The organism is Acidisoma sp. C75, from assembly GCF_054665095.1.
Genome location: NZ_BAAFHD010000001.1, coordinates 439,571 through 463,050, shown reverse-complemented (window position 1 = coordinate 463,050; position 23,480 = coordinate 439,571). Strand labels below are relative to the sequence as shown.

General features: G+C 67.7%; 24 protein-coding genes. 14 read left to right on the top strand and 10 right to left on the bottom strand.

Annotated elements, in window-relative coordinates; all coding sequences use genetic code 11:
- Nucleotides 1–20: 20 nt before the first annotated feature.
- On the bottom strand, nt 21–530 hold the full coding sequence (nrdR, locus tag ACYQ7X_RS02075) for a transcriptional regulator NrdR (RefSeq protein WP_459695157.1): 510 nt from the start codon (nt 528–530) through the stop codon (nt 21–23).
- 12 nt (nt 531–542) lie between these two features.
- Nucleotides 543–1,847: a serine hydroxymethyltransferase gene (gene glyA, locus ACYQ7X_RS02070; protein ID WP_459695156.1), complete on the bottom strand. Its 1,305-nt coding sequence runs from the start codon at nt 1,845–1,847 to the stop codon at nt 543–545.
- 183 nt (nt 1,848–2,030) lie between these two features.
- Between glyA and hemB the strand changes: the two genes are divergently transcribed.
- The 5 genes from hemB (at nt 2,031) to ACYQ7X_RS02045 (ending at nt 6,998) form a co-directional block, all read left to right on the top strand.
- Nucleotides 2,031–3,023 carry a porphobilinogen synthase gene (gene hemB, locus ACYQ7X_RS02065; RefSeq protein WP_459695155.1) on the top strand — a complete coding sequence of 331 codons (993 nt, stop codon included), beginning with the start codon at nt 2,031–2,033 and terminating at the stop codon, nt 3,021–3,023.
- 60 nt (nt 3,024–3,083) lie between these two features.
- Nucleotides 3,084–3,938, top strand: coding sequence for a RadC family protein (radC, locus tag ACYQ7X_RS02060; protein WP_459695154.1), 855 nt, complete (start codon nt 3,084–3,086; stop codon nt 3,936–3,938).
- A gap of 164 nt (nt 3,939–4,102) precedes the next feature.
- A complete protein-coding gene (locus tag ACYQ7X_RS02055; protein ID WP_459695153.1) occupies nt 4,103–5,206 on the top strand; it encodes a BMP family ABC transporter substrate-binding protein in 1,104 nt (367 codons plus the stop codon).
- A gap of 48 nt (nt 5,207–5,254) precedes the next feature.
- Nucleotides 5,255–6,199, top strand: coding sequence for a nucleoside hydrolase (locus ACYQ7X_RS02050; RefSeq protein WP_459695152.1), 945 nt, complete (start codon nt 5,255–5,257; stop codon nt 6,197–6,199).
- A gap of 40 nt (nt 6,200–6,239) precedes the next feature.
- The gene (locus ACYQ7X_RS02045; protein ID WP_459695151.1) at nt 6,240–6,998 is read left to right on the top strand and encodes a class I SAM-dependent methyltransferase; all 759 of its coding nucleotides are present in this window, start codon (nt 6,240–6,242) and stop codon (nt 6,996–6,998) included.
- A gap of 43 nt (nt 6,999–7,041) precedes the next feature.
- On the opposite strand, the gene ACYQ7X_RS02040 is transcribed toward ACYQ7X_RS02045, so the two are convergent.
- Nucleotides 7,042–7,779: a metallophosphoesterase family protein gene (locus ACYQ7X_RS02040; protein ID WP_459695150.1), complete on the bottom strand. Its 738-nt coding sequence runs from the start codon at nt 7,777–7,779 to the stop codon at nt 7,042–7,044.
- A 135-nt stretch (nt 7,780–7,914) separates the two neighbouring features.
- Between ACYQ7X_RS02040 and ACYQ7X_RS02035 the strand changes: the two genes are divergently transcribed.
- From ACYQ7X_RS02035 to ACYQ7X_RS02020, 4 genes are all read left to right on the top strand, one after another.
- Nucleotides 7,915–8,664: an ABC transporter ATP-binding protein gene (locus ACYQ7X_RS02035; protein ID WP_459695149.1), complete on the top strand. Its 750-nt coding sequence runs from the start codon at nt 7,915–7,917 to the stop codon at nt 8,662–8,664.
- The gene (locus ACYQ7X_RS02030) at nt 8,664–9,503 is read left to right on the top strand and encodes an ABC transporter permease (RefSeq protein WP_459695148.1); all 840 of its coding nucleotides are present in this window, start codon (nt 8,664–8,666) and stop codon (nt 9,501–9,503) included. Before ACYQ7X_RS02035 ends, ACYQ7X_RS02030 begins: the two co-directional genes overlap by 1 nt.
- Before the next feature lie 28 nt (nt 9,504–9,531).
- On the top strand, nt 9,532–10,167 hold the full coding sequence (locus tag ACYQ7X_RS02025) for a histidine phosphatase family protein (protein WP_459695147.1): 636 nt from the start codon (nt 9,532–9,534) through the stop codon (nt 10,165–10,167).
- Between the two features lie 192 nt (nt 10,168–10,359).
- Entirely contained in the window at nt 10,360–11,049 is a 690-nt protein-coding gene (locus ACYQ7X_RS02020; RefSeq protein WP_459695146.1) for a lipid-binding SYLF domain-containing protein, read from the top strand.
- Here the strand turns inward: ACYQ7X_RS02020 and ACYQ7X_RS02015 are convergent.
- The 5 genes from ACYQ7X_RS02015 to ACYQ7X_RS01995 all read right to left on the bottom strand — a co-directional run bounded on the left by ACYQ7X_RS02015 (nt 11,030) and on the right by ACYQ7X_RS01995 (nt 16,298).
- On the bottom strand, nt 11,030–12,508 hold the full coding sequence (locus ACYQ7X_RS02015) for a sodium:solute symporter family protein (RefSeq protein WP_459695145.1): 1,479 nt from the start codon (nt 12,506–12,508) through the stop codon (nt 11,030–11,032). The genes ACYQ7X_RS02020 and ACYQ7X_RS02015 overlap by 20 nt on opposite strands.
- Entirely contained in the window at nt 12,505–12,696 is a 192-nt protein-coding gene (locus ACYQ7X_RS02010) for a DUF3311 domain-containing protein (RefSeq protein ID WP_459695144.1), read from the bottom strand. Before ACYQ7X_RS02010 ends, ACYQ7X_RS02015 begins: the two co-directional genes overlap by 4 nt.
- A gap of 134 nt (nt 12,697–12,830) precedes the next feature.
- On the bottom strand, nt 12,831–13,613 hold the full coding sequence (locus ACYQ7X_RS02005) for a glycosyltransferase family 32 protein (protein WP_459695143.1): 783 nt from the start codon (nt 13,611–13,613) through the stop codon (nt 12,831–12,833).
- A gap of 58 nt (nt 13,614–13,671) precedes the next feature.
- Nucleotides 13,672–14,961, bottom strand: coding sequence for an NAD(P)/FAD-dependent oxidoreductase (locus tag ACYQ7X_RS02000; RefSeq protein ID WP_459695142.1), 1,290 nt, complete (start codon nt 14,959–14,961; stop codon nt 13,672–13,674).
- Entirely contained in the window at nt 14,958–16,298 is a 1,341-nt protein-coding gene (locus tag ACYQ7X_RS01995) for a glutamine synthetase family protein (protein ID WP_459695141.1), read from the bottom strand. The genes ACYQ7X_RS02000 and ACYQ7X_RS01995 overlap by 4 nt, the downstream gene beginning before the upstream one ends.
- Before the next feature lie 326 nt (nt 16,299–16,624).
- On the opposite strand from ACYQ7X_RS01995, the gene ACYQ7X_RS01990 reads away from it, so the two are divergent.
- Entirely contained in the window at nt 16,625–17,527 is a 903-nt protein-coding gene (locus tag ACYQ7X_RS01990; protein WP_459695140.1) for an aldose 1-epimerase family protein, read from the top strand.
- Nucleotides 17,528–17,651: 124 nt separating this feature from the next.
- Nucleotides 17,652–18,089, top strand: a complete 438-nt coding sequence (locus ACYQ7X_RS01985; RefSeq protein ID WP_459695139.1) for a DoxX family protein — start codon at nt 17,652–17,654, stop codon at nt 18,087–18,089.
- 87 nt (nt 18,090–18,176) lie between these two features.
- Here ACYQ7X_RS01985 and ACYQ7X_RS01980 read toward each other — a convergent pair whose 3' ends face one another.
- Nucleotides 18,177–19,079 carry an EcsC family protein gene (locus ACYQ7X_RS01980; protein WP_459695138.1) on the bottom strand — a complete coding sequence of 301 codons (903 nt, stop codon included), beginning with the start codon at nt 19,077–19,079 and terminating at the stop codon, nt 18,177–18,179.
- A gap of 140 nt (nt 19,080–19,219) precedes the next feature.
- On the opposite strand from ACYQ7X_RS01980, the gene ACYQ7X_RS01975 reads away from it, so the two are divergent.
- Entirely contained in the window at nt 19,220–20,623 is a 1,404-nt protein-coding gene (locus tag ACYQ7X_RS01975) for an aspartate aminotransferase family protein (RefSeq protein WP_459695137.1), read from the top strand.
- Nucleotides 20,624–20,768: 145 nt separating this feature from the next.
- Nucleotides 20,769–21,782 carry an aldo/keto reductase gene (locus tag ACYQ7X_RS01970; protein ID WP_459695136.1) on the top strand — a complete coding sequence of 338 codons (1,014 nt, stop codon included), beginning with the start codon at nt 20,769–20,771 and terminating at the stop codon, nt 21,780–21,782.
- Nucleotides 21,783–21,866: 84 nt separating this feature from the next.
- On the opposite strand, the gene ACYQ7X_RS01965 is transcribed toward ACYQ7X_RS01970, so the two are convergent.
- Nucleotides 21,867–22,298 carry a GNAT family N-acetyltransferase gene (locus ACYQ7X_RS01965; protein WP_459695135.1) on the bottom strand — a complete coding sequence of 144 codons (432 nt, stop codon included), beginning with the start codon at nt 22,296–22,298 and terminating at the stop codon, nt 21,867–21,869.
- Between the two features lie 188 nt (nt 22,299–22,486).
- Here ACYQ7X_RS01965 and ACYQ7X_RS01960 point away from each other — a divergent pair, with 188 nt between their 5' ends.
- Complete coding sequence (locus ACYQ7X_RS01960; RefSeq protein WP_459695134.1) at nt 22,487–23,476, top strand: lysozyme inhibitor LprI family protein; 990 nt, start codon at nt 22,487–22,489, stop codon at nt 23,474–23,476.
- The last annotated feature ends 4 nt before the right edge of the window (nt 23,477–23,480 follow it).

Genomic DNA, 23,480 nt, shown 5'->3' with positions numbered 1-23,480 from the left:
TCCTCCGCCCGCGGGCGGGGCTAGCTCCTGCCCTCGGTATCGGCCGCCGCGGCGGCCACTACCAGAGGCTCGGCCTCGGGCCGCTCGGAAAGCTGGCCGAGGAATTGCTCGAAATCCCGCGCCTCGCGAAAATCGCGATAGACGCTGGCGAAGCGGACGTAGGCCACGTCGTCCACCTCCTTCAAGGTCTCCATCACCAGCTCACCGATCTGCTTGCTCGGGATATCGCTATCGCCGCTCGATTCGAGCTTGCGGACGATGCTGTTGACGATGCGCTCGATCCGCTCCTCCTGCACCGGCCGCTTGCGAAGCGCGATGCGGATGGAGCGGGAGAGCTTGTCCCGATCGAAGGGCACCCGCCGCTGATCGGATTTGATGACGGTCAATTCCCGCAGCTGTACCCGTTCGATGGTCGTGAAACGCTGGCTGCAGGCGCCGCAGAAGCGCCGCCTGCGGATCGCCGTCCCGTCATCCGAGGGGCGGCTATCCTTCACCTGCGCATCGTCATGGCCACAGAAGGGGCAGCGCATGCGCGGGGCGGCTCAGCTCTGGTAGATCGGGAAGCGGGCGCAGAGCGCCTGCACGCGCCGGCCCACCTCCTGCTCGACCAGCGCATTGCCGCCGTCCTCGTTGCTGCCGGAAAGGCCGGTCAGCACCTCGTCGATCATCTCGCCGATCTGGCGGAACTCCGCCGTGCCGAAGCCGCGCGTGGTGCCGGCCGGCGTGCCGAGGCGGATGCCGGAGGTGATCGCCGGCTTCTCCGGGTCGAAGGGGATGGCGTTCTTGTTCGCCGTCATATGCGCGCGTTCGAGGCTCGCTTCCGCAACCTTGCCCGTGACCCGCTTCGGCCGCAGATCGACCAGCAGAAGATGCGTATCCGTCCCACCCGTCACGATGTCGAAGCCACGCTCCACCAGAGTCGCGGCCAGCACGCGGGCGTTCTCGGCGACAGCCCGGGCATAGGTCTTGAACTCCGGCCGCAGCGCCTCCCCGAAGGCGACCGCCTTGGCGGCGATGACGTGCATAAGCGGGCCGCCCTGCAGGCCAGGGAACATCGCCGAGTTGATCTTCTTGGCGAGATCGCCGTCGTTCGTGAGGATCATGCCGCCGCGGGGGCCGCGCAGCGTCTTATGCGTCGTCGTCGTCGCGATATGGGCATGCGGGAAGGGGCTTGGATGCACGCCGGCCGCGACCAGCCCCGCGAAATGCGCCATATCGACCATGAAGATGGCGCCCACCTCGTCTGCGATCCGGCGGAAGCGGGCGAAGTCGATCACCCGCGGATAGGCGGAGCCGCCGGCGATGATAAGCTTCGGCTTATGCGCCCGCGCCTTCTCCTCCAGCTCCTCGTAATCGAGCAGCCCATCCTCCCGCCGCACGCCGTATTGCACAGCGTTGAACCACTTGCCGGACATATTGGGCGCCGCGCCATGGCTAAGATGGCCGCCGGCGGCGAGGCTCATGCCCATGAAGGTATCGCCCGGCTGCAGCAGGGCGAGCATGACGCCGCCATTCGCCTGGGCGCCGGAATGCGGCTGGACATTGGCGAATTCGCAGCCGAACAGTTCGCGGGCGCGGGAAATCGCCAGTTCCTCGGCGATATCGACCGCGTAGCAGCCGCCATAGTAGCGGCGCCCGGGATAGCCTTCGGCATATTTATTGGTGAGCACCGAGCCCTGCGCTTCAAGCACCGCGCGGGAGACGATATTCTCGCTCGCGATCAGCTCGATCCCGTCCTGCTGGCGGCCGAGCTCCTTGCGGATGGCGCCGAAGAGGGCAGGGTCGGTCTCCTCCACGGAGGCCGAGAAGAAGCGGGAAAGGCTCGCGGCAGGCATCTGCTCGTTCATGGGCTCGCTGTTCCTGGTTGGGACAGATCCGGCTTTCGGAAGGGCGGGCAATCACAGCCGGGCCGGCCTTGTAACACGGCCGCATCCCGAGCGTGAACCGCCGCCTCACCCAGAGCTGGGTTGCCTGTCATGATCACAATGGCGCCATTAGAAAGAGGCTGTGACCGCCGGAGGTTCTTGCTCATGCCCGACACGCGCTTCCCCCAAACACGTCTCCGCCGCAACCGCCACGATGCCTGGACGCGCCGGCTGGTGGCCGAGCATCGGCTTTCCGTGGATGACCTCATCTGGCCGGTCTTTCTGCGGGAAGGCAGCGGCGAGGCGAGCCCCGTCGCCTCCATGCCCGGCGTCTCGCGTGCGACGCTCGATGGCCTCGCCCGCCATGTCGAGCCCGCGGTGAAGCTCGGCATCCCGGCCATCGCCTTCTTCCCGGCAACCGACCCGGCAAAGAAGGATGCGGAAGGGACGGAGGCGACCAATCCTGGAAACCTCGTCTGCTCGGCCGCCCGCCTCCTCAAGCGCGAATTCCCCGATCTCGGCCTCATCGGCGATGTGGCGCTCGACCCCTATACCAGCCACGGGCATGACGGCGTGCTCCGCGACGGCTATGTCGCGAATGACGAGAGCCTCGCGCTCCTCGCCCGCCAGGCGGTGGTGCAGGCGGAGGCAGGGATCGACATCATCGCGCCCTCCGACATGATGGATGGGCGCGTCGCCGCGATCCGTGCCGCGCTCGACGAGGCGGGCCTCATCCATACCCGCATCATGAGCTACGCCGCCAAATATGCGAGCGCCTTCTACGGGCCCTTCCGGGATGCGCTCGGCAATCTCGGCACGCTGAAGGGTGACAAGAAGACCTATCAGATGGACCCGGCGAATTCCGACGAAGCTTTGCGCGAGGTCGCGCTGGATATCGCGGAGGGGGCGGACATGATCATGGTCAAGCCCGGCATGCCGTATCTGGACATCATCCGCCGCGTGCGCGAGCGGTTCGGGGTGCCGACCTTCGCCTATCAGGTGTCGGGCGAATACGCGATGATCATGGCAGCCGCCCAAAACGGCTGGATCGACGAGGAGCGCGCAATGATGGAAAGCCTGATGGCCTTCAAGCGCGCCGGCTGTCACGGTATTTTGACCTATTTCGCGCCGCGGGCCGCCCGGCTTTTGCGCGACTGAAAACGAACCGCTTTCGAAACATATTGGCCAAGCCTGCAGGCCGTGGCAGAGTGGCCGGCGATGAGCAAGCCCCCTGCCCTAGCCGAGGCGATGCGCCTGCTGTTCGAGGCCGAGCAGGCGCTGCTGCCTGCAACACCGCCGCCGGGCGGGGTCGTGCCACCGAGCGAGGCTCCGGGCCCGGGGCCGGGATCGGGATCGGGATCGGCGCGCCCTCGGGGGCAAAGCCCCGCCCAGCCTGCCGTTCCCGGCGCCGAGGGGCATCGCGCGCGCATGCGCGAGCGGCTGCTCAATGCCGGGGCGGAGGCGCTGGCCGACCATGAACTGCTGGAGATGGTCCTCTTCCTCGCTTTGCCGCGGCGGGATACCAAGCCGATCGCCCGCGCCCTGCTCGGCCGCTTCCGCAGCTTCGCCGCGACGATCGCCGCCAGCCCGCAGGAGCTGCGCGGGGTGGAGGGCCTGGGCGAGGCCGGCATCGCCGCCCTCAAGACCGTCCAGGCCGCCTCCCTCCGGCTGATCCGCGCGGAGGTGATGAACCAGCCGGTGCTCTCCAGCTGGCAGAGGTTGATCGACTATCTCACCGCGGCCCTCGCGCGTGAAAAGATCGAGCATTTCCGCGTGCTGTATCTCGATAGCCGCAACCGGCTGATCGCCGATGAAAGCCAGGCGCGCGGCACCGTCAACCTTGCCCCGGTCTATCCGCGCGAGGTTGTCCGCCGCGCGCTGGAACTGAGCGCAACCGCCCTCATCCTGGTGCATAACCACCCGAGCGGTGACCCGACCCCGTCCCGCGCCGATATCGAGATGACGAAGGCGGTGCGCGCGGCGGCCCAGCCGCTGGCGGTCTCGCTGCATGACCATGTCATCATCGGCAATGGCCGCTGGCTGAGCCTCGCCAAGGAAGGGCTGCTCGCCTAGCGGCCGGCCCGCACCGGCTGGCAGGAGCGACCGCGCGCGGTGAACCGAGGGCGGGAGCCGCCGGCCGCGCGGCGCGGCAGAGCGGTTGATCACGAGGCCGCGAACGGCGTATGCACGGCAGGCCGAGGCCGGCCGCAAAGGATGGGGGAGACTGGTTCGAGCCGATGCTGATCCCCCGCCTCCCGCACCCGCTATGCCGGTCGTTTTCCCGCCGGGCCCTGCTGCGCCGCGCCGTCGTCCCAGGCCTGCTCGCCGCCGGAGGGCTGCCGCGCGCGGGCGCCGCGGCCTCGCCGCACGACCACGCCGCGGCCCTCGCAGCAGGCGACGGCGGCGAGCGCCCCTTCGTCGCGCTCGTGCATACCCAGGCCGCCGGGGACGACGGCCCGATCGACGATATGATCGCGCATCTCAACCAATTGAGCCGCGAGATGCAGGTGCCCGTCAGCATCATCTATGCCGACGAGCCGCGCGCCTATGTCGAGGATCTCACCGCCGCCGCGGCCGCGGGTGCGGCCGTCATCGTCGCGACCTTTCCCGCCATCCTGCCGGCGGTGCGGCTGGTCGCGCGCCGCTATCCCAAAACCAAGTTCATCCTGCTCTATGGGCCGCCCCTCAGGCCCGAACTGCCGAACCTGCGAACGATCGGCTACGATACCTATTACGGCATGTTCCTCGCCGGCTTCTTCGCCGCCCGGGTGAGCCAGAACCAGAAGCTCGGCTATATCGGCGGCGTGCGGGCGCCGGGCCTCATCGCCGATCTCAACGCCTTCAAGGCGGGCGCCGCCTTCACCTCCCGCCGGGCGACGGTGCAGAGCGCCTTCGTCGGCTCTTTCGAGAACCCCAAGCGCGGCCAACAGATCGCCCAGGGCTTCTATGCGGGCGGCATCGACTTCATCCAGACGGATAGCGCCGAGACCGATCGCGGCGTCATCGCAGCGGCCAACCAGGCGTCGGGCCGGCTGGTCAGCGGTGACTTCGTCAGCCAGTTCCGCCTCGGCCCGCGCAGCATGACGAGCGCCGTGCTGATCTATTACGGCCAATCGCTCGCGACCCAGGTCTCGGCCGCGCTCATCGGCCAATTTCTCCCCGGCCACTATACGAGCGACCTGTCGGACGGCATCATCGACTTCGTGCCCTCCTTCCTCTTCCTCCAATCCGGGCCCGAACCCTTCGCCGCCCGCGCCCGCCAGGCCTGGACCGAGATACCGGCGGTGAAGGTTGCAATCATCGCCGGGAAGATCAAAGTGCCGTTCCGCCCCTGGCTGTGACCGGCCTGCGAGCGCGCGCCCAAAGGCAGACGAGAGAGTGAGAGACGCATGACCCGCCGCGTGATTTTCGACACCGATCCTGGCCAGGATGATGCGATCGCGATTCTCCTCGCCCTCGCCTCCCCGGAGGAGATCGCGGTCGAGGCGATCGTGACGGTCGCCGGCAACGTGCCGCTGTCGCTGACCGCGACCAATGCCCGCAAGATCTGCGAACTCGCCGGCCGCCCGGATATCCCGGTCTATGCCGGCTGCGCCCGGCCGATGTGCGCCCGCCCGCTGGTGACGGCCGAGCACGTGCATGGCGAGACCGGCCTCAACGGCCCGCAACTGCCCGCCCCGGAGATGCCGCTGCAGGTGCAGCACGGCGTTGACTTCCTCATCGAGCGGCTGCGCAGCGCGCCGAGCGGCAGCTTCACCCTCTGCGCGCTCGGCCCGCTGACCAATATCGGCATGGCGCTCGTCAAGGCGCCGGACATCGCGACCCGCATCCGCGAGATCGTGCTGATGGGCGGCGCTTATTTCGAGGTCGGCAACATCACGCCGACGGCGGAATTCAACTTCTACGTCGATCCGGAAGCCGCGGCCGTCGTCTTCGCGAGCGGCGTGCCGATCACCATGTTGCCGCTGGACGCGACGCATCAGGTCTTGACGACGCCTGACCGGCTGGACCGCATCCGCAGGCTGCCCGGCCGTGCCGCCCAGGCGGCGGCGGCCATGCTCGGCTTCTCCGAGCGCTTCGATCTCGAGAAATACGGCTCGGACGGCGCCCCGCTGCACGATCCCTGCGTGACGGCCTTTCTGCTGCGGCCCGATCTCTTCCACGGGCGGGCGATCAATGTCGAGATCGAGACGGCAAGCCCCCTCACCCTCGGCATGTCGGTCGCGGATTACTGGCGCGTCACCGATCGCAAGGCGAATGCCTTCTTCATTCGCGCGGTCAATGCCGAGGGATTTTACGATCTGCTGACGGAACGGCTCGCGCGCCTCGGCTGAGGCTCTCGGCGGCACGGGCAGAGAACAGGAGCAGAGACGGATGGATTTCACGAGCGTCGCCGTGCTGGAGGCAGGCTATCGCGCCGCCTTGCTGGACAAGACGATCTCCCCCAAGGACCATATGTACAGTACCGGGCCGGACTGGTATTTCGTGGTCGGGGAGGATGCCATCCGCTGCGTCCTCCGCGCGCTTGGCGCGAGCTTCATCAGCAAGGTCAACCGCATCCTCGATCTGCCGAGCGGCCATGGGCGGGTGGCGCGGCATCTGCGCGCCTGCTTCCCGAGCGCCGAGATCACCTTCGCCGATATCGACACCGATGGCGCGGATTTCTGCGCGCAGCAGTTCCGCGGCCGCTCGGTCCATTCGCAGCCCGATCTCGCGGCCGTCGATCTCGGCGGCGGCTATGACGTGATCTGGATCGGCTCGCTCTTTACCCATGTCGATCAAGCCCGCGCCGAAGCCTGGACGCGGCATCTCTGCGGCTGCCTCGCCCCGCATGGGGTGCTGATCGCGACGGTGCATGGCGCCTGGAGCCGGCAGGTGCATCGCCGTTACGGGGCGCTGATCGGCGAGCCGGAATGGGCGGCGATCGAGGCCGGCTGCGCCGCGACCGGCTGGGGCTATGCGAGCTATGGCGGGCCGGAAGATTACGGCGTCTCGCTCTGCACCGCCTCCGCCGTGCTCGCCATGGCCGGGCGCATCCCCGGCGTGCGGGTGATCGGTTATGGCGAGCGCGCCTGGGCCGGCAATCATGACGTGCTGACGCTCTCAGCCTATGACCGTATGGAAGCCTGGTAGCCCAGGCCTCGCAGCCGGGCCCGACCGGCGCCGCGCGCGCCGCCTATTTGCGCGCGCGCTTCAGCCCCGCCACCTGGATCAGCGCCATCCGGTCCTCCTCCAGCACCAGCGCGGTGAGCTTGCCGCCATAGACCGCGCCGGTATCGATGCCGATGCGGTTCTTGCGGAGCGCGGGCTTCACCTTCGGCGTATGGCCATGCACCACCACGGCTTCGTGCATCTTCGAGGATGAGAGGAAGGGCTCGCGGATCCAGACGAGATCATGCGGATCCTGCTCCATCAGCGGCACGCCGGGGCGGATGCCGGCATGGGCGAAGAAATAGCCGCCCCGGCGGTAGCAGACGCGCTGGTGGCGGAGCACGGCGAGCTGTTCGGGCGGGATATAGAGTTCCCATTCGCGCGGCGGCGTCTTTTTCGGCACGCCCCAGTTTTCCAGGCAGGCATCGCCGCCGTTCCGCTTCCAGAGCGCCGCGGTATCCTTCCCTTCATCGAACGCGGTGAGGAACAAATCCTCGTGATTGCCGCGCAGATTGATCATCTCCCCGGCGATCGGGGAGCCGCGGGCGATGCGCGCCAGCACCCCCGCGCTGCTCGGCCCCCGGTCAATCAGATCGCCGAGATGGATCACCACCGCCTCGGCCACCGGCCGCGCCGCATGGTCCTCGGCGATGCGTGCGAGAATCGTCGCATGTGCCTGGTCGCAGCCATGCACATCGCCGATCGCATAGATCCGCAGATCCGGGGGAAGGAGGCCGGGCGCCGGCTTGAAGGTCAGCTTCATGGATGGATCAAGCAGGCTCTCTCGGTCAGGCGTGCGAAACGATGGGCTCGGTCGTGCGGCCCGCCGGCAGGGCGGCACCCGCCTCGCCCGCTCCGGGGCTCGACAGGGCGGCGCGCCCAGGGCAGAGGAAGCCGCATGCAGTCTGTCAGCGTCGAAGCGCTTAGCAAGCGTTACGCCACTACCCTGGCGGTGGACAATATCAGCTTTGCCGTGGCGCCGGGCCAGACGGTCGGGCTGCTCGGCGGCAATGGCGCCGGCAAGACCACGACGATCGCCATGCTCCTCGGCATCCTTCTGCCGACCAGCGGGCGGATCGAGATCCTTGGGCATGACATGGCAAAGGACCGGTTCCGCGCCCTCGCCCGGATGAATTTTTCATCGCCCTATATCGCGCTCCCCGGGCGCGTCACGGTGCGGGAAAACCTCACCGTCTATGGCCATCTCTATAACGTCAGGAACACGGCGCGGCGAATCGGCGAGCTTTCGGCGGAACTCGATCTCGGCGGTTTTCTCGACCGCCGGGCGGGGGAGCTTTCGGCGGGGCAGAAAACCCGGGTCGCCCTCGCCAAAGCCCTGATCAACCGGCCGGATGTGCTGCTGCTGGACGAGCCGACGGCGAGCCTCGACCCCGATACGGGTGATCTGGTGCGCTCCTGGCTCGAAGCCTATCGGCGGCAGAGCGGCTGTTCCATGCTGCTCGCCTCCCACAACATGGCCGAGGTCGAGCGGCTCTGCGATCATGTGCTGATGCTGCAGCGCGGACGCATCGTGGACGAGGGCAGCCCCGCAGCGCTGCTTGCGCGCTATGGGCGGGCATCGCTGGAAGACGTCTTTCTCGACATCGCCCGCAACCGCCGCCCGGGCGGCATGACGGAGACCCCCTGATGCTCGCCGCGCTCCGCCGGATCTGGGGGCTCATGTTCCGCCACCTCTGCCTCTATCGCCGGTCTTGGCCGCGGCTGCTCGAACTCGCCTATTGGCCGATCCTGCAAATGTGCATCTGGGGCTTCACGGCGCGCTTCATCACGAGCGGCGGCTTCGGCGGCATGACGGGCGGCATGGGTAGCGGCCTTGCCGGGCACGGGCTGGTCCTCGCCGGCTCCACGCTGCTCGCCGGCGTGCTCCTCTGGGAAGTCACCATCCGGAGCCAGATGGGGGTCGCCATCAGCTTTCTGGAGGAGATCTGGTCGCGCAATCTCGGCCACGTCTTCATCAGCCCGCTGCGCCCGGTGGAGCTGGTGCTCGCGCTCATCGGGGTCGCGATCGCCCGGGTGATCGCGGGGCTGCTGCCGGCCATCCTCATCGCCTGGGCGCTCTATGCCTTCAATCTCTTCACGCTCGGCCCGGTGCTCATCCTCTTCTTCGCCAATCTCATGCTGATGGGCTGGGCCTTCGCCCTTGGCATCATCGCGCTGATCCTGCGCCACGGGGCGGGCGCCGAGGCGCTCGCCTGGTCCTTCCTCTTCGGCCTCACCCCGCTCGCCGCGGTCTATTACCCGGTCTCCGTGCTGCCAGCCTGGCTGCAGCCGGTGGCGCTCGCCATCCCGGCGAGCCATGTCTTCGAAGGCATGCGCGCGGCCTTGCTGCATGGCGATGTCGCGGGCGGCGAGATGCTGGCCGCGATCGGCCTCAACCTGCTCTGGCTGGCGGCCGGGGCGGCGCTCTTCGCGAGCCAGTTCCAGGCGGCGCGGCGGCGGGGCGCGCTTGTCAGTATCGGCGAATGACCCGCGCCCCGAGGTTCAGGAGACCCGCATGCCCCTCACCCGCTTCTGGCTGATCCGCCACGCCCTGGTGGTGGAGGAGGCGCGCCGCACGCTCTATGGCGACCAGGATGTGGCGCTCTGCGCCCGGACGATGCAGGAGCAGGCGGAAGCCTACCAGGCCTTGGCGGGCCGCCTGCCGCGCCCGGCGCGCTGGTTCGTCACCCCGCTTTCCCGCACGCGGCTGACGGCGGAGGCGATCTTCGCCGCCGGCTACCCGGCCGAGCGGGCCGGCGTGCTGCCCGGCATGATCGAGCAGTCCTTCGGCGGCCTGCAAGGCTTGGCCAATACCGCGCTGGCCGAGCGGCTCGCTTTGCCGAAGCATGATTTCTGGCCGACGGCGGCGGATGAGCGGCCGGAGGGCGGCGAAAGCTTCGTCGATGTCCTCGGCCGCGTGGCCGACGAGATGGAGCGGCTGGCCACGGCGCATGGGGGCGAGGATCTGGTGATCGTCTGCCATGGCGGCGTCATTCGCGCCGCCATCGCCCATGCCATGGGCGGCATCGGCGGGGATGCCGCGCTTCGCATCTCGATCGGCAATATTTCACTGACCCGACTCGAAAAGCGGGACCATGCTTGGCGGCTGGTCTCGGCGAACGAGACGATGGCGGGCGTGCCGGCCTATTGACGGTCACGAGTTTGACACGCTTGTCCTCTAGAGCGGATGCCGGTCAGATCAGCGCATCCGACCGCTGAAGATACGTGCCGAACAATGGGTTAGAGCGGCGATCGCACGTAGTCTGCGAGCCGGCGGCCCTCTGGGCGGCGCGGGGCGGCAGACCGCGAAAGGCTGCGAGAGAAGAGAAGAGGAGACCGCTTGATGCGCGTGAGACACCTGGCCTTCGGCGCCCTGCTGGCAGCGATGGCACCGCTCATGAGCGCCTGCGCCACGGGCTCCGGGCCGCAGGCGCAGCAGGAGATCGTCGATCGCTCGACGCTCGCGCTGCAAGACATCATCAACAGCACGCAATCGAGCAGCGTGATCGACAGCCTGCGCAGCGCGCGCGCCGTGGTCATCTGCCCGCAGGTGTTCAAGGCCGGCTTCATCCTGGGCGGTTCCGGCGGCTCCTGCGTGCTGGTGGCGCGCGCGGCCGGCGGCTCCTGGTCCGACCCGGCCTTCTATTCCATCGGCAGCGGCAGCCTCGGCGCCCAGATCGGCATCCAGGACGCCGAACTCGTCATCATGATCATGAACGAGCGCGCGCTCAACGCGGTCATGCGCAACCACTTCAAGTTCGGCGGCGATGCCTCCCTCGCCTTCGCTACCGTGGGCGCCGGCATCGGCGGCGGCACGACGACGGCGCTGCGCGCCGATTTCGTAACCTTCGCGCGCACGCGCGGGCTCTTCGCGGGCGTCTCGCTCGAAGGCTCGCTGCTGTCGAGCGATTCGACCTCGGATCTCTCCTATTACGGCCAGGCCTTCAACACGCCGCAGATCGTGGTGCAGATGATGGCCAACAATCCGGCGGCCGATCCGCTCCGCGCCACCCTCAGCCGCTACGGCGGCTGAGGGCAAGGCGCCGTTCGCCCGGCGCCGTCACCGCGCTGACGCAGAGCGCGGCGGCGACGTTGAGGATGAGCGAGACCGCGCCGATATTGAGATCGCGCAGCACCTCCGGCCCCTCGGGCCAGAGCTTGCCGAGCGTCATCCCCGTCATCGTGAAATAGATCACCGCGACGACGCCAGCCAGGATGCCGGCGATCGCCCCCTGGCGGGTGAGCGGATTGCGCGGCGAGAGGCTGAGGATCATGGCCGGGAAAAGCTGCGTCACGAAGGCATAGCCCATGAGCAGCAGCGAGACGATGGTGGCGCTGCCGGAAATCGCGAAATAGGCGCCGACGAGGGCCACCACCGGCACCAGCACCTTGGCGATCAGCGCCACGCGCTCGGGCTCGGCGGCGGCCGGCACCAGCGCACCCGCGATATTGCGCGCGAGCAGCGTCGCTGCCGTGACCAGAATGAGCGAGCCCGGCACCAGCGCGGTCAGCACGCCGGTCGCGCCGACGATACCGACGAACCAGGGCGGGAAGCTCGCGATCACCATCTTGAGCAGCGCCATATTGGTCGCCGCGCCGCGGAGCCCGGGAACCACCAGGGCGGCCGAGAAGCCGACGAAGAAGATGAAGAGCAGCACGAGCTGGTAGAGCGGCAGGACGATCGCGTTCTTGCGAAACACGTTCTCGTCCCGCGCGGCGAAACAGGCGCCGAAGCTGTGCGGCCACATGAAGAAGCCGAGCGCGGTGAGGAGCACGGTGGAGACGAACCAGGCGACGCTCTGGCCGCTCGCGGCGAAGGAGAGGAAACCCGGCTTGGCATGCTCGATCGCGGTGAACATGGCGCCGAGCCCGCCCTGGTAGTGATAGGGCAGGTAGAGGCCGAGGAAGATGGCGACGAGGATGATCAGGCCGTCCTTGACGAAGGAGGTCCAGGCCGAGCCGCGGATGCCCGAGGCGATGACGTAGATCGAGACGACGGCGGCGCCGATCAGCACGGAGACGCTCTTCGGCACCGCCCCGAAGCTCGCCGCCTGCACGATCACCGCCAGGCCGGTGAACTGCAGCACCAGATAGGGGATGAGCGCCACGATGCCGACGAGCGCGACCAGCACGCCAAGCGCCGGGCTCGCATATTTGGCGGCGAAGAAATCGGGCTGGGAGACCAGCCGATGCGCCCGGGCGAAGCGCCAGACCGGCGGGAGCATGAAATAGGACATGGCATAGGCGATCGAGCCATAGGCCAGGATGTAATAGGCCGGCGCGCCGAAGCCGTAGGCCCAGCCGGCGGCGCCGAGGAAGGTGAAGGTGGTGTAGATCTCGCCTGCCAGCAGGATGAAGACGAGCACGGCGCCGAAGCCGCGATTGCCCACCGTCCAGCCTTCCAGCCGCATGTCATGCCCGAAGCGGGCGGCGAGGCCGAGGCCGAGGGCGAGCAGCGCGCCGAGCGCGATGATGAGGAGGGCGATGTTCATGGCCGGCCTCGCGCCGGGTCGAGGCGATAGATCACCGCCATGCAGACCGAGATGAGCACCACCCAGACCACGATCCAGCCGAGGATGAAGGGCATGCCGAGGATGAAGGGCCGCGCGCTGTTATGCAGGATCGGGCCGAGCAGCATGCCGATCACCGGGAGGCAGGCGAGATAACCGATATGCTTCATCCTTGCCTCATCATGCTCTGGCTCCTGGCTATGGGCGGAGAGCCGGGCGACGCACCGCACCGCGCCTGTCTCTGCGGCCGGAAGACTGGAAGCGGCGCAAGCACGATGCAAGGGAATAATGCGAGGCAGACCTGTCAAAGCACCAGGGGTGTGGACTGCCGCAGATAGCTTTCTGCCCCGAAAACACGCAGGTGATTACGCCTCGGGCAATAGCGCAGCCCCGCTGCCTCGGCATCGAAGAAACGATGATCATGCACGGTGAGCAACGGATGGATCGCCAGCGTATAGGCGATCGGCCCGGTGGTGCGGAGCACGGCCATGCGGCCGACGCCGTCACGCGGTTCGTCATACCCCGCGAGATTGCCGAGCACCCGCTCGATCACCCGTTCGAGGAACGGATGGCCGGCGGCGGCGATGATGAACCATTGCTGGAACTCGCCCCCTGCCACGCCGGCAAGCTCCGGGTGCTGCCCCCAGCCGGGATAGCGCCCGCCCGCCGCGTTCCGCCATTGCGACAGCAGATAGGTATCCTCGGCTTGGATGATCCGGTCGAGATCCGCGCTGCCGCCGGATTTGATGTCGAGATAGACGCCGCCGCAGTGATAGAGGCAGAGGTAGCGGAAGAGATCGGCCCGCGCCGCGCCGTAGCGGGGATTGATCCGCAGATAGAGGCGCAGGATCTCCCAGCCATAGGCGCCGTAGATGAAGTCGTGCACCTCCTTGTCGGACCAGTAGCGGTAGCGCCAGCCGCTATTGATCGCCCGCAATTGGGCGACAGCAGGGGCGAAGGCCTGGGGCACCGCGTCCGTGCTGTAGGTCTGGTGGATGATGCGGGCAATCCGCAGGCGGCGCGGCGCGCGCGCCACGGCCGGCGGCGGCGGCATGACTTTGGGCTTCGTGAGGCTGAACAGCCGCATCCTTCGCCATCCGCTGCGCAGTTCATTCCGAATTCGGAATTAGCACAGTGCGGGCCGGTCAGAGAAGGTCGCGCAGGCGAAAATAGGTGGTGGCCAGCAGCAGGCCCGGCACGCGCAAGGCCCGCCCGCCGGGGAAGCGCGCCTGGGGGATGCGGGCGAAAACATCGAACCGCCCCGCCTGGCCCGCCGCGGCCTCCGCCATCACCCGCCCGGCGAGCCCCGCGAGCGCCACGCCATGGCCGGAAAACCCGTGCGCGATGAGGATATTGGGCGCGATGCGGGCGAAATGCGGGGCGCGGTGGCGGGTGATGTCAACCAGCCCGCCCCAGGTGAATTCGGCCCGCGCATCGGCAAGCTGCGGGAAGACCCGCCGCAAGCGCGCGAGCAGGCTTTGCGCGAGCCGCGGCGGCGGCACCGCGGAATAGGAGACCCGGCCGCCGAAGAGCAGGCGGTCATCAGCCGAGCGGCGAAAATAGTCGAGCACGAAGTTGAGATCGGCGACCGCCTCGTTCCGCGGCAGAAGGGCCGCGAGATCGCCTCGCTGCTCGGTCGCGATGACATAGGTGCCGGCGGGCATGGTGTAGCCCGCCATCTCGGGCCGCAGCCGGCCGAGATAGGCGCCGCCTGCGAGCAGCAGGAGGCTGGTCGTCACCGTCGCCTTGGGCGTGCGAAGGCGGATGAGCTTGCCCTCCCGCACCGCGCGCACCGGCGTGCGGGGATGGATGCGCGCCCCTGCCTGCTGCGCCGCCTGGGCGAGGCCGAGGGTATAGTTCAAGGGGTGCAGATGGGCGGCGAGCGGGTCCGTCATCACCGCCCGGTAGCGGGGGCTTGCGATATGCTCGGCCATCGCCGCGCCCCGCAGCACCTGCACTCCGGCATGGCCGAGGCGGGCAAGCGCGGCCGCCTCCTCTTCCAGCTCCCGCTCCTGCCGCGGCTTCACGGCAGCATGCAGGTAGCCGCGCCGGTAATCCGCCGGGATGGCGTGCGCCGCGACCCGCGCGGCCACCATGCCCGTTGCCTCGACCGACATTTCCCAGAGCCGCCGGGCATCCTCGGCCCCCACCAGCTTTTCGAGCGCCGCCTGGCCGCAGGCATAGCCCGGCAGCACCTGGCCGCCATTCCGCCCCGAGGCGCCCCAGCCGATGTCGCGGGCTTCGAGCAGCGCGACCCGCACCCCCCGCTCGGCGAGTTCGAGCGCCGCCATGCAGCCGGTGATGCCACCACCGATGATCGCGACCTCGACGGCGAGATCCTGCACCAGCGGCATCGCATGGAAGGCGAGCGCGCGCGTCGCCTCGTAATAGCTCGGTGCCGGCGCCTCCGCCCGGCTCGCGACCTCCGCGCTCATACGTTGAGCAGGAGATGCTCCCGTTCCCAGGAGCTGATGACGTGCAGATAGGTATCGTATTCCAGCCGCTTCACGGCGGCCAGAACCTCGATCATCTTGGCCCCGAGCACGTCGCGGATGGGCTCGCACTGCTCCATGATGTCGAGCGCGTGGCTCAATTCGCGCGGCAGCGCATAGGGCCGGGAATAGGCCGAGCCCTCATAGGGGGCGGTCGGCTCCAACTCCTCCACCATGCCGAGATAGCCGCAGGCGAGGGTGGCGGCGAAGGCGAGATAGGGGTTGGCATCGGCGCCGGGCACGCGGTTTTCAACCCGCATCGCGGCCGGCGAGCCGAAGGGCACGCGCAGGCCGCAGGTGCGGTTGTCGTACCCCCATTCGAGGTTGATCGGGGCGGCCGAGAAGCGCGAGAGGCGGCGGTAGGAGTTCACGTTCGGCGCCAGGATAGGCATCACCGCCGGGGTATATTTCTGCAAGCCGCCGACATAGTGGCGAAAGAGCTGGCTCGCCTTGCCATCATCGCCCGCGAAGAGGTTCTGCTTCGTCTCCGGGTCCACAATGCTCTGATGCACATGCATCGCGCTTCCCGGCTCGTGGCTCATCGGCTTGGCCATGAAGGTGGCGTAGATATCGTGCCGCAGCGCCACCTCCCGCACCGTGCGCTTGAAGAGGAACACCTGGTCGGCGCGGGTCAGCGGCTCGCCATGCAGGAAGTTGATCTCCACCTGCCCTGCCCCTTCCTCATGGATGAGGGTGTCGAGGTCGAGTTCCTGCGCCTCGCAGAAATCGTACATCTCCTCGAAGAGCGGATCGAATTCATTGACCGCATCGATCGAATAGGATTGCCGCCCGGTCTCCTTCCGGCCGGAGCGGCCAACGGGCGGCGTCAGCGGATAATCGGGGTCCGAATTGCGGGCGACGAGGTAGAATTCCAGCTCCGGCGCCAGCACGGGCTCCCACCCCTTATCGGCGTAGAGCTTCAGCACCCGCTGCAGCACCTGGCGAGGGGCCATCGGCACCGGCTCGCCGTTCTTGTAATGGCAGTCGTGGATGATCTGCGCCGTCGGCTCCCGCGCCCAGGGCACCAGGCGCACCGTGCTCGCATCGGCGCGCAGCGTGATATCGATGATCGCCGGGTCGGTCAGCCGGTCTTCCTCGTCGGGCGGATATTCGCCGGTGACGGACTGGATGAAGATCGCCTCCGGCAGGCGAAGCGCGCCGCCATCGAGGAATTTCTGCGCCGGGGTGATCTTGCCGCGCGGAATGCCGGTGAGATCGGGCACCAGGCACTCCACCTCCGTCACGTGGTGTTCGGCGAACCATTCGCGCAGATCGATCATCTCGGCCTCTCTTCTCGCCTCGCCGCAGGGCGGCATTGGCCCCGCCGCGCGTGGCGGCAGGGCGCCTCATCCTCATCGCCGGTCGTCAGAAATCGGGCGGCGGAGCCTCCGACAGGCGCAGCACCGGGGCGCCAGAACGGCCGCGGGGCGCGGAGGACAGGAAGGGGCTGTCTGGGCGAGCCAAGGGGAAACTCTCCTGTGCGGCCAGACAATCGCATGTGGCCCCCGGGGCGCGTCAAGCGCGTTCGTGAGGCGGCAGATGCTTCCCCGCCGCTTGCGCCGCCTCTATTCTCCCCCGCAATCAGCCGAGGGGAGAGCCTGCCGCCATGACCGAGGATGCCGCCGACGCCCATGTGCTCAGCCGCAACGGGATGAGCGCGACCATCCTGGCGCAGGGGGCGGAACTCTGCTCGCTCAAAGGCTCTGATGGCGCCGAATATATGTGGCAGGCCGGCCCCGCCTGGCCGCGCCATTCGCCGGTGCTCTTCCCGATCGTCGGCCGCCTCGCCGGGGATCGCTATAGCCATGCGGGGCAGAGCTACCACCTCGGCCAGCACGGCTTCGCGCGCGATCGGCGCTTCACCTGGCATGCCCGTGGCGCGGCAGACTGCACCTTGGTGCTGGAGGATGATGCCGAGAGCCGCGCGCTCTACCCCTTCGCCTTCCGCCTCGAACTCGCCTATGCGCTGAGCGGCACCACCCTCACCCTGCGCTATACGCTCGCCAATCGCGGCGCCGAGGTGATGCCGGCGGCTCTCGGCGGCCATCCGGCCTTCGCCTGGCCCATCCGCCCCGGGGTCGCCAAGGAAGCGCACGAACTGCGCTTCGCGCGGGATGAGCCGGCACCGATCCAGGGCGTCGCCGGGGGGCTCCTCACGCAAGCGACCCATCCCTCCCCGGTGCATGACCGGGTGCTCGCCCTCCGGCCGGAGCTTTTCGACCATGACGCCCTGGTTTTCACCGCGCTCGAAAGCCGGTCGGTGCGGTTTTCCGCCCCCGGCACGCCGGTGCTCGAAGTCAGCTGGGAAGGCTTCGAGCAATTGGGCGTCTGGACCAAGCCGGCCGGCGAGGGTGATTTCCTCTGCATCGAGCCGTGGCACGGCTATGCGAGCCCAGAGGGCTTCACCGGCGGGTTGATGGAAAAGCCCGGCATGATGCTGATCCCGCCGGGCAGCGAGCGGGCGCTGGAATGGCGCGTTACCGTTCTACCGGCGGAAGAAGGGGTGTAGGGGCTTACTGGTGCCCCGCGCCCGGCGGAAAGGATGCGTTGCCATAATTTCCATTTTGTTATGACCGGAAAAGTCCGATCCTGGCGGAAGGATTGACGCCACCCCTTTGGAAAGGACCGAACCGATGACAACGCCGCGCCTCACCCCCTATGGTGATGAGACCATCCTGCTCAGCCGCATCCTGCTCTCGCTGCTCTTCATCATCTTCGGCTGGGACAAGCTGACCGGCTTTGGCGGCACCGTCGCCTACATGGGACATATCGGCGTGCCGGTGCCTTGGCTCGCCACGCTCATCGCCGTTATCGCCGAGGTCTTCGGCGGGCTCGCCATCCTGCTCGGCATCGCGACGCGGCCGATCGCGCTGTTGATGGCGCTTTACACGCTGGCGACCGCGCTCCTCGGCCACCATTTCTGGACGATGAGCGGCATGCCCCGCTACGAAGCCGCCATCAATTTCTACAAGAACCTCGGCATCATGGGCGGCTTCTTCCTACTCTACGTGACGGGTCCGGGCCGCTACGCGCTCGAAGCACGCTCCGCCCGCCTCAGCGTCTGGCCCTGAAGCACGATATCCGGCGCCACTGACGCTCCGCTCTTCCCGGTCAGGCGATCCTGCCTGACCGGGCCTGAGCAGCCCCCGGGGCGTGTCTCAGGCGACTTCCACCGGCACCGGCGGCAATCGTGGCAAAGCTTGCGCGGGCGCCGCCGGGCGCGGGCTTGGGCGGCGGCGGGCGCGCTCCTGCTCCACCAGCCGATCCATGCAGGCGCTGACCTGTCCGCGATCGTAGCTCCGCTCCATCCGGCGCAGGATGAAGTGCATGCGGGCCATCTTCTGGTAATAGTCCATGAAGGTGTAGTTGAGCGTGCCGCCGGCCGCCGCGCCGACCATGGGAACGAGCCGCGCGAGGAAGCGTTGCGTGAAAGCGACGCCGAGCGTGCCCGCCACCTGGCGCAGCAACGCCTCGACCCCGAAGCGGCTGAGCGCGGCGCGCGCCGCCCAATAGCCCGCCTGCCCCTCGAACCCATCCCGATGCTCGGAAAGCGCGAAGACCTCCAGGCAGGCCCGCCTCCCTTCCTCGGTCATCGGGTCTTCGCCGAGGCTCCGGGCGATCCCGGCGATCGAGCGCAGCATGAGGCCGGTGGTGAGCGGGATATCCACCACCATGCCAGGCAGGCCCATGAAGCCGGTCGCGACCCCGCTCATCGTGCTCACGAGCTTGTGACGGCGCCCGGCCGATGTCGCGGCCAGTTCCTCGGCGAGCGCCACCGTATCCATCCCGCGCGTTGCCGCGTCATACAGCCGTTCAAGGCTCATCTCGACGATCTTGCGGGCGCTGAAGGCGCTGCTGTTGAGCAGGAAGCGGCCGGCCGCATTCACCACCCCCTCGGTCTGATCGCCAAGAAAACTGCCGAGGCGGAAGGCGATCCCCTTTTCGGCGATGAGGATGCGGGCGGCTTCGCGCATCAGCGCCAGATCCTCCGGCAGGATCGCGGCACAGGCATTGCCCAGCTCGGGGCCTCGGCTCTCGTCGGCGGCGGTCTCTGCGGTCATCGTCGGATCTCCCTCCAGCCCCGCTGATATTGGGGCGCCGGCGCGGAAAAGCGAGAGGGCAGCCCGCCGCTGCCTCCCCTTCCCCTCAGCCGGCCGCCGGCTCACAATATGCCCGAACAGCCAGCCGGAGCATTGTCGCCATGAACGCCCCCGCCCGCCTCAACTCGCTCGCCGCGCGCGATGTCGCCAGCGTCTTTCATCCCTATACCGACCAGATGGCCCATGCCGAGAACGGGCCGGTGGTGATCGGGCGCGGCGATGGCGTGCGGGTGGTGGACGATCAGGGACGCGCTTATATCGATGTCGTCGCCGGGCTCTGGTGCGCCTCCTTGGGCTTCTCCAACGAGCGGCTGGTACAGGCGGCAACCCGGCAGATGCGGGCGCTGCCCTTCTACCACGCCTTCGCCTCCAAATCGCATGAGCCGATGATCGAGCTCTCCGAGATGCTGCTCGCCCGCGCGCCGGTGCCGATGCACCGGGTGTTCTTCTGCAATTCGGGCTCGGAAGCGAACGATACCGCGATCAAGATGATCTGGTACTACAACAACGCCCGCGGCCTGCCACAGAAGAAGAAGATCATCAGCCGCATCAAGGCCTATCACGGCGTCACCGTCGCCGCCGCCTCGCTCACCGGCCTGCCCTACAACCACAAATCCTTCGATCTGCCGATCGCTGGCATCCTGCATACGATGACGCCGCATTTCTACCACGGCGCCGAACCCGGCGAGACGGAGGAAGCCTTCGCCACCCGCTGCGCCGAGGAGCTCGAAAAGCTCATCCTCGCCGAAGGGCCGGAGACGATCGCCGCGATGTTCGCCGAGCCGATCATGGGCGCGGGCGGCGTGATCATCCCGCCTGCCGGCTATTTCCCGAAGATCCAGGCCGTTCTGCGCAAATACGATATCCTGCTGGTGGCCGACGAGGTGATCTGCGGCTTCGGCCGCACCGGCGCCTATTGGGGCAGCCAGGCGCTCTCTGTCTCCCCCGATATCCTCACCTGCGCCAAGGCGCTTTCGGCGGCCTATTTGCCGATCAGCGCGGTTCTGGTGAACGAGACGGTCTATCAGGCGCTCGCCACCGAGAGCCACAAATACGGCACCTTCGGCCATGGCTATACCTATTCCGGCCATCCGGTTCCGGCGGCCGTCGCCGTCGAAACGCTCAAGATCTATGACGAGGAGAATATCCTCGGCCATGTCGCCGAAGTGGGCCCCTATCTGCAGGCGGAACTCCGCCGCCGCTTCGCGGACCATCCGCTGGTGGGCGAGGTGCGCGGCATGGGGCTCATCGCCGCCATCGAACTGGTGGAGAACAAGCGGGAGCGGCGGAACTTCGACCCCGCCCGCCGCATCGGCGCCCGCACCGCCAAGCATCTCGAAAGCTTCGGCGTCATTGGCCGGCCGCTGCCGGGTGACGGGCTTGCCTTCAGCCCGCCCCTCATCATCAGCCGCGGCGAGATCGACGAGGTGATGCAGGCGGTGGAAAAGGCGCTGGCGGCGACGCTGCAGGATTTGCACGGCGAAGGCTTCCAGCCGGAGGGTTGACCCTCTAAACCCCGGGGGCTCGCAGAGCCCGGCGCCGCACGGCGCCGGGTTTTCCCATGTCTTTCAACCGTTCATCCCTCAACCGTTCCTTGCAAGGAAGAAACCTGTGGCGGAATACCGCTTGCTGGGCCGCACGGATTTGCGCGTGTCTGCCCTTTGCCTCGGCACCATGACCTGGGGCCAGCAGAATACCGAAGCCGAGGGCCATGCCCAGATGGACATGGCGCTCGACCACGGCATCAACTTCTTCGACACCGCCGAGCTTTATTCCATCCCGCCGCGGCGGGAGACAAGCGGCTCGACCGAGCGGATCATCGGCTCCTGGTTCGCCGCGCGGCGCAACCGCGACAAGATCATTCTCGCCTCGAAAGTAGCCGGGCGCGGCAATACCTCCTGCATCCGCCCGGACGATCAGCCGGCGCGGCTCAACCGCACCCATATCACCTTCGCGGTCGAGGAATCGCTCAAGCGGCTCCGCACCGATTATATCGACCTCTACCAGCTGCACTGGCCGGACCGGCAGGTGCAGACCTTCGGCTCCGGCGGCAATGCCTTCAAGCCCCAGGATGACGCGGATGAGGTGCCGATCGAGGAAACGCTCGGCGTGCTCGGCGATCTGGTGCGCGCCGGCAAGATCCGCCACATCGGGCTTTCCAACGAAACCGCCTGGGGCACCATGCGCTTCGTCGGTGCGGCCGAAGCTGGCGTGGGGCCGCGCGTCGTCTCCATCCAGAACGCCTACAACCTCGTCAACCGCACCTTCGAGACGGGGCTTGCCGAAATCGCGATGCGCGAGCAGGTGGGGCTGCTGGCCTATTCCCCGCTCGGCCAAGGCTATCTCACCGGCAAATACTTGGGCGGCGCGCGGCCGCCCGGCGCCCGCACGACGCTGTTCGAGCGCGGGCAGCGCTACGAGAAGCCGGGCTGCGAGGAAGCGATCCGCGCCTACGTGGCCTTGGCAAAGGAATTCGGGCTCGACCCGGCGGCCTTCGCCCTCGCCTTCGTCACCTCCCGCCCCTTCGTCACCTCCAACATCATTGGGGCGACGACGATCGAGCAGCTGAGGGTCGCACTCGATTCCGAAGCTGTGGCCTTCACGCCGGAGATGGAGGAGCGCGTCAACGCCCTGTTCCAGATCCACGGCAGCCCGGCGCCCTGAGCGGCGCGCAGAGAGCTAAGGTGGCGGCATGGGCGATGCGCGGCGGATTACCCCACGCATCGCCCGCGCCAGACCTGCCTGCCCTCAGCGCGTGTAGATATCCGGCCGCAGCACTTCCATGAAGCGCCAGGCATTGCCGATTTCGGTAAAGCCGAACTGGCGATAGAGTTCATGCGCATCGGAGGTCAGCAGCAGCAGCCTGCGCAAGCCCTGCAGCTCAGGATGCCCGACCACCGCCTGCATCAGCCATTTCGATAGCCCTTTGCCACGATGCCCTTCCAGCACGAAGACATCGGCCAGGAGCGCGAAGGTCGCGTAGTCGGACACGACGCGCGCGAAGCCGACCTGCGCGGCGCCCTGGTAAATCCCGAAGCAGAGGGAATGGGCGATCGCCTTTTCGACGATCGGCCGCGGAATTCCCTTGGCCCAGTAGCTCTCCTCGCTAAGGAAGCCATGGATCACGTCAAGGTCCAACCGCGCGGGATCAACCGAAAGCTCATAGCCAGGCACGGACATCTTGCGTATCACCTCTTCGAACGAGGAGGGCAGCGTGTCACGCGCTGCCTTCCCGTGGCAAGGCCCCAGCGCCGCCCTCGCGGCACGACGCCGGTTGGCGATATGTTTTGGCGAAAGAACCGCTTTTCACTGTCTCGGCAATGGCTTAGGTCTCGGGGGAGACGAAATTCCTTGCAGAGGCTGATGCCATGACCGCACGTGCCGTCGCTGCTCTGGCCTTCCTTGCCGCTGGCCTGTCGCTCGCGCGGCCGGCTTTCGCGCTCGATTGCGCGCGGGCCACAGCGCGGCCGGATAAGCTGATCTGCGCCGATCCGGCGCTGGAGAAGGCTGATGGCGCCATGGCGGCGGCCTATCGCCGCCTCCGCGACACTCTGCCGAAGGAGGAGCAGCCCGGGTTGCTCGCCAACCAGCGACGATGGCTGGCAGACCGCGCCGCCTGCGCCATGGATGGCGATGGCAAGCCGGTGGCAGATGCGCAGGCAGTCTCCTGCATGATCGCCAGCACCAAGGCACGGGCACAGTTCCTGGGTGGCGTGAGCGCGGATGCCGCACCCGGCGCACCGCAAATTCTGCCGCGCTTCGTCTATCGTCCCGGCGGGCGGGATCGCTATGCGGTGGAGATCGCCTATCCCGTGATCCAGGGTGCGGACACACCAGCGCTCAAGGCCGCCAACAAGCTGCTGCGCGAGAACCTCGTCGGGCAGTGGGATCAGCCGCAACAAGGCGAGGGAGACAGCCTCGCGCATCAGGCGGATTACCAGGTTACCCGGATAAGTTCCGGCTTCCTGAGCATTGCGGCTGCAACATACGACAACAACAATGCGGCCTACCCGCTTTCGGGCGGCGCCAGCCTCAATGTCGATCTCACAACCGGCAAGCTGCTGCCTCTATCTGCGCTTTTGCAACCGGGTTCTGCGGCGCAGGCTGCGAAGATCTGCACGGCGGCGCTCAGCAGCTACTACAGCAAGGTGATGGGCGAGCCCTGGGCGCCGGACGCCGCGGCGGTGGCAGAGACGGCGCGCGATATCGGCAACTGGTCATTCTACCCGGATCATGCGGTGCTCGCCTTCCGCGAGGGCAGCATCGGCCCGCATGCCATGGGCGCCTATGATTGCCGGATCGACCGAGGGTCGTTCGCGGGGATGATCAACCCCCGCGGTCCGCTCGCCGCTCACTGAGCCG

Coding starts and splice junctions, on each gene's coding strand:
- nrdR (WP_459695157.1), bottom strand. CDS start 530: ATGCGCTGCCCCTTCTGTGGCCATGACGATGCGCAGGTGAAGGATAGC.
- ACYQ7X_RS02035 (WP_459695149.1), top strand. CDS start 7,915: ATGCAGTCTGTCAGCGTCGAAGCGCTTAGCAAGCGTTACGCCACTACC.
- ACYQ7X_RS02050 (WP_459695152.1), top strand. CDS start 5,255: ATGACCCGCCGCGTGATTTTCGACACCGATCCTGGCCAGGATGATGCG.
- hemB (WP_459695155.1), top strand. CDS start 2,031: ATGCCCGACACGCGCTTCCCCCAAACACGTCTCCGCCGCAACCGCCAC.
- ACYQ7X_RS01995 (WP_459695141.1), bottom strand. CDS start 16,298: ATGATCGATCTGCGCGAATGGTTCGCCGAACACCACGTGACGGAGGTG.
- ACYQ7X_RS01980 (WP_459695138.1), bottom strand. CDS start 19,079: ATGACCGCAGAGACCGCCGCCGACGAGAGCCGAGGCCCCGAGCTGGGC.
- ACYQ7X_RS02040 (WP_459695150.1), bottom strand. CDS start 7,779: ATGAAGCTGACCTTCAAGCCGGCGCCCGGCCTCCTTCCCCCGGATCTG.
- radC (WP_459695154.1), top strand. CDS start 3,084: ATGAGCAAGCCCCCTGCCCTAGCCGAGGCGATGCGCCTGCTGTTCGAG.
- ACYQ7X_RS02020 (WP_459695146.1), top strand. CDS start 10,360: ATGCGCGTGAGACACCTGGCCTTCGGCGCCCTGCTGGCAGCGATGGCA.
- ACYQ7X_RS02025 (WP_459695147.1), top strand. CDS start 9,532: ATGCCCCTCACCCGCTTCTGGCTGATCCGCCACGCCCTGGTGGTGGAG.
- ACYQ7X_RS01960 (WP_459695134.1), top strand. CDS start 22,487: ATGACCGCACGTGCCGTCGCTGCTCTGGCCTTCCTTGCCGCTGGCCTG.
- ACYQ7X_RS01965 (WP_459695135.1), bottom strand. CDS start 22,298: ATGTCCGTGCCTGGCTATGAGCTTTCGGTTGATCCCGCGCGGTTGGAC.
- ACYQ7X_RS01990 (WP_459695140.1), top strand. CDS start 16,625: ATGACCGAGGATGCCGCCGACGCCCATGTGCTCAGCCGCAACGGGATG.
- glyA (WP_459695156.1), bottom strand. CDS start 1,847: ATGAACGAGCAGATGCCTGCCGCGAGCCTTTCCCGCTTCTTCTCGGCC.
- ACYQ7X_RS02055 (WP_459695153.1), top strand. CDS start 4,103: ATGCTGATCCCCCGCCTCCCGCACCCGCTATGCCGGTCGTTTTCCCGC.
- ACYQ7X_RS02010 (WP_459695144.1), bottom strand. CDS start 12,696: ATGAAGCATATCGGTTATCTCGCCTGCCTCCCGGTGATCGGCATGCTG.
- ACYQ7X_RS02005 (WP_459695143.1), bottom strand. CDS start 13,613: ATGCGGCTGTTCAGCCTCACGAAGCCCAAAGTCATGCCGCCGCCGCCG.
- ACYQ7X_RS02000 (WP_459695142.1), bottom strand. CDS start 14,961: ATGAGCGCGGAGGTCGCGAGCCGGGCGGAGGCGCCGGCACCGAGCTAT.
- ACYQ7X_RS01985 (WP_459695139.1), top strand. CDS start 17,652: ATGACAACGCCGCGCCTCACCCCCTATGGTGATGAGACCATCCTGCTC.
- ACYQ7X_RS02045 (WP_459695151.1), top strand. CDS start 6,240: ATGGATTTCACGAGCGTCGCCGTGCTGGAGGCAGGCTATCGCGCCGCC.
- ACYQ7X_RS02030 (WP_459695148.1), top strand. CDS start 8,664: ATGCTCGCCGCGCTCCGCCGGATCTGGGGGCTCATGTTCCGCCACCTC.
- ACYQ7X_RS02015 (WP_459695145.1), bottom strand. CDS start 12,508: ATGAACATCGCCCTCCTCATCATCGCGCTCGGCGCGCTGCTCGCCCTC.
- ACYQ7X_RS01975 (WP_459695137.1), top strand. CDS start 19,220: ATGAACGCCCCCGCCCGCCTCAACTCGCTCGCCGCGCGCGATGTCGCC.